This is a genomic window from Streptomyces sp. 8K308 (assembly GCF_004348315.1).
Lineage (GTDB): Bacteria > Actinomycetota > Actinomycetes > Streptomycetales > Streptomycetaceae > Streptomyces.
Genome location: NZ_SMKC01000487.1, coordinates 1 through 4,131, shown reverse-complemented (window position 1 = coordinate 4,131; position 4,131 = coordinate 1). Strand labels below are relative to the sequence as shown.

The window sequence follows — 4,131 nt, the reverse complement described above, 5'->3', positions numbered from 1 at the left end:
GGTGGCGCGGGTGGCGCGGCGGCGGCGGTCGTTGCAGAGGAGGCAGCGGCCCCAGCCAGGCGGCAGCGGGTCGTCCTTGTCGCCGTACAGCGGATCGACCGCCCCCCGCGGATGCTCCCGGCAGCCCGTCTCGCCGGGCCCGTCGCTGAGCGACTGCGCGGCCGTCAACGCCCGCCGCAGCGCGTCCACCAGCACCTCGGCCTGCTCCCCCGCCGGGGCCTCCTGGTCGAAGGCGATGTCGGACGCCGTCCGCAGCGCCGCCTGCAGGTCCCGGAGATCCCGCATCCGTGTCAGCTGACTCATGCCGCACACCCTAAGCACCCGCACCGACAGTCGCCCGGCCACGTGGTTCCAAGGCCGCTCGGGCCTCCGACCTAGGGCGAAAACCCGTGGGAACTGTCAGTGCCGGTCCGTAGGCTCGATAGCGATGTCTGCCACAGCCGATGCCCCAGCCCGAAAACGTTCCGTCGTCCGATCCCTGCTGCGCCTGTGGCCGTATGTGCGCCCGGTGCGGGCGCGGGTCTTCTCCGCGGCCGTGGTGGCCATCGTCGCCGCCAGCATGGGCCTGGTGATGCCGCTGGTGCTCAAGTGGATCGTGGACGGCCCGGTGACCGAGGGCGACAGCGCCGGCGTGTGGCTCGGCGGCCTGGTGCTGCTGGTGGTCGGCGTGGCCGAGGCCGCGCTCTTCGGGCTGCGCCGCTGGCTGGTGGCCAGGCCGCTCACCCGCGTCGAGGCGGACATGCGCTCCGCGCTCTACCGGCACGTGCAGCGGCTCCCGGTCGCCTTCCACGACCGCTGGCCGACCGGGCAGCTGCTCTCCCGCGGCACGGGGGACCTGCAGCTGCTGCGGATGTTCCTGGCGTTCGGCCTCACCTTCCTCATCGTCAACAGCGCGACCATCCTCATCGGCTTCGGCGTGCTACTCGCCCAGGACTGGGGTCTCGGCCTGGTGCTGATCGCCCCCGTCGTGCCGTTGATCGTCGTCTGCTGGCTCTTCGAGCAGCGGTTCTCGGTGGTGGCGCGCCGCGCCCAGGACCAGGTGGGCGACCTGACCACGGTGGTCGAGGAGTCGATCCTCGGCATCCGGGTCATCAAGGGCTTCGGCCGCCACCGCAGCCAGGCGCGCGCCTTCCGGGAGCTGTCCCGCCAGCTGATGGACACCGAGCTGCACAAGGCCCGGCTGCTGGCGGCGATCTGGCTGGTCATCCTCAGCCTGCCGGAGCTGTTCCTCGGCATCGCGCTGGTGATCGGCGTCGTCCAGGTCTCCGACGGCGCGCTGACCGCCGGCACCCTGGTGGCGTTCATGACCACCGCCATGGCGCTGCGCTGGCCCGTGGAGTCCATCGGCTTCCTACTGGCGCTGTGCAACGAGGCGGCCACCGCGACCGACCGCTTCTTCGAGGTGATGGACGTCGAGGTCCCGGCCGACGCTGCGCCGTCGTCCGGCGCGCCCGCCGCGGTGGAGCGCCCGGACGGCCTCCGCTTCGAGAGCGTGGTCTTCCGCTATCCGGACGCACCGCCCGAAAGCCCGCCCGTGTTGAACGGCGTCGACCTGCACATCAGGCCGGGCGAGACGATGGCCCTGGTCGGCGGCACCGGCAGCGGAAAGACCACCCTGATCGCGCTCGTCCCCCGGCTGCACGAGGTCACCGAGGGCCGCATCACCCTCGACGGCGTCGACATCGCGGGCCTGTCGCGGGACGAGGTGCGGCGGCGGGTCGCCGTCGCCTTCGAGGAGCCGACGCTGTTCTCCGCGTCCGTCAGGGAGAACGTGCGGATGGGCAGCCCCGACGCCGACGACGAGGACTTGGAGCGCGCGCTGCGGGTCAGCCAGGCCGACGGCTTCGTCGCCGCGCTGCCGGCCGGCGGCGAGACCCAGGTCGGCGAGCAGGGGCTCAGCCTCTCCGGCGGCCAGCGGCAGCGCCTCGCGCTGGCCCGCGCCGTGATCGGCCAGCCCGGCTTCCTGGTGCTCGACGACCCGCTCTCCGCGCTTGACGTGCACACCGAGGCCCGAGTCGAGGCCGCGCTGCGCGAGGTCCTGGCCACTACCACCGCCCTCGTGGTCGCCCACCGGCCGTCCACGGTGCAGCTGGCCGACCGGGTCGCGCTGCTCTCCGGCGGCCGCATAGCCGCCGTCGGCACCCACACCGAGCTGCTGCACGGCAACGCGGAGTACCGGCATCTGATGACCGGTGAGCGCGCCGAGGCACACGACGCCCACAGCGAGGTCGCCGCGCGATGACCACCACAGTCGACACCCCGGACGAGAAGCAGCGGGCGGAGCGGCCGGCGGCCGAGCCCGACCCGCTGGCCCAGGACACCCTCCCCTCACCCAAGGGCGCTTCGCGCCGCCTCCTCGGCTCGCTGCTGCGCCCCTACCGAGGCCGCGTCTCGCTCGCCGCCGCGCTGCTGCTCACCCAGCAGGCGGCGGTGCAGGCCGTGCCGCTGCTGGTCGCCTACGCGATCGACAGCGGCGTCCCCGCGCTGCGCGAGGACGACAACGGCCCGCTGATCGCGGTCGCCGTGGCCTACCTGCTGTGCGCGCTGGGCGCCGGCGTGCTGCAGGCCGTGTTCATCCGGATCTCGGCCCGGATCAACCAGAACGTGCTGCTCGAGGTGCGCGGCCGCATCTACCGGCACGCCCAGGCGCTCAGCCTGGACTTCCACGACCGTTACACCTCGGGCCGGCTGATCTCCCGCTCCACCAGCGACGTCCAGTCGCTGCGCGAGCTGCTCAACGAGGGCCTCCAGGAGATGCTGAACATCCTGGTGTCCGTCGTCTACATCGGCGCCCTGCTGCTCTACCTGGACCTCGGCCTCGGCGGCGCGGCGCTGCTCTCGTTCGTCCCGCTCTACCTGCTGGTGCGGAGCTTCCGGCGCCGCTCGGCGGAGCGGTTCCTGCGCCGGTCGACGGCGATCGCGGCGGTGATCGTCAAGTTCTCCGAGACGCTCAACGGGATACGCCCGGTGAAGGCGTTCCGCCGGGAGCCGGCCAACGACGAGGACTTCGAGCGGCTCAACCGCACGCACGAGCGGGTGAACGGCGACACGATCCTGGAGATGGCCAGGTTCGTGGTGCTCTCCCGGCTGATCGCGGCCGTCGCGGTCGCCGGGATCGTGCTGTGGGGCGCGCAGCGGGTGGCCTCAGGCGACCTGGAGCTCGGGGCGCTGGCCGCCGGCGCGCTCTACATCCGGCGGCTCTACGACCCACTCGACCGCTTCGCGATGATTCTCAACAACTACCAGTCGGCGGTGGCCTCGCTGGACAAGATCGCCGGGCTGCTGGCCCAGCGGCCCGACGTCCCCGAGCCGGAGCGGCCGGTCGAGCTGCCGGCCCGCGCGGCCGAACGGCCGGGCCGCGAGGTGGTCTTCGACGACGTCCGCTTCGCCTACCGCACGGGCGGCGAGGTGCTGCCGCGGTTCCGGCTGACGCTGCCGGCCGGCCAGACCACGGCGCTGGTGGGCGCCACGGGCGCGGGCAAGTCCACGCTCGCCAAGCTGCTCGCCAGGTTCTACGACCCGACCGAGGGCCGGGTGCTGCTCGACGGCACGGACCTGCGGGACCTGAGCATGCCGGAGCTGCGGCGCGGGGTGGTCATGGTGACCCAGGAGGCGTTCCTGTTCTCCGGGACGGTCGCGGAGAACATCGCGCTCGGCAAGCCGGACGCGACGAGGGACGAGATCGAGCGGGCGGCGAAGGCGATCGGCGCGCACGACTTCATCAGCTCGCTGCCGGAGGGCTACGACACGGACGTCCGCAAGCGGGGCGGCCGGATCTCGGCCGGCCAGCGGCAGCTGGTGGCGTTCGCGCGGGTGGTGCTGGCCGATCCGGCGGTGGTGATCCTCGACGAGGCGACGTCCTCGCTCGACATCCCGGGTGAGAAGGCGGTGCAGGACGCGATGGTGACGGTCCTCCAGGGCCGGACGGCGATGGTGATCGCGCACCGGCTCTCCACGGTGGTGATCGCGGACCGGGTGCTGGTCATGGACGCGGGCCGCATCGTAGAGGACGGCCCGCCGGCGGAACTGATCGCCGGCGAGGGCCGCTTCTCCTCCCTACACCGCGCCTGGCGCGACAGCCTGGCCTAGCCACACCGCGCTGGGCGAACGACCGGGGGTTTCCCCCCACCC

3 protein-coding genes are annotated in these 4,131 nt (G+C 72.9%); 2 read left to right on the top strand and 1 reads right to left on the bottom strand.

What is annotated here, in order from left to right:
• Positions 1-303: hypothetical protein (locus tag E1265_RS34490; RefSeq protein ID WP_243741319.1), on the bottom strand; the 303-nt coding region annotated here is incomplete at its 3' end.
• Between the two features lie 124 nt (positions 304-427).
• Between E1265_RS34490 and E1265_RS34485 the strand changes: the two genes are divergently transcribed.
• Both E1265_RS34485 and E1265_RS34480 read left to right on the top strand, forming a co-directional pair.
• A complete protein-coding gene (locus E1265_RS34485) occupies positions 428-2,242 on the top strand; it encodes an ABC transporter ATP-binding protein (RefSeq protein ID WP_132934896.1) in 1,815 nt (604 codons plus the stop codon).
• The gene (locus E1265_RS34480) at positions 2,239-4,089 is read left to right on the top strand and encodes an ABC transporter ATP-binding protein (RefSeq protein ID WP_132934895.1); all 1,851 of its coding nucleotides are present in this window, start codon (positions 2,239-2,241) and stop codon (positions 4,087-4,089) included. The genes E1265_RS34485 and E1265_RS34480 overlap by 4 nt, the downstream gene beginning before the upstream one ends.
• Positions 4,090-4,131 lie beyond the last annotated feature (42 nt).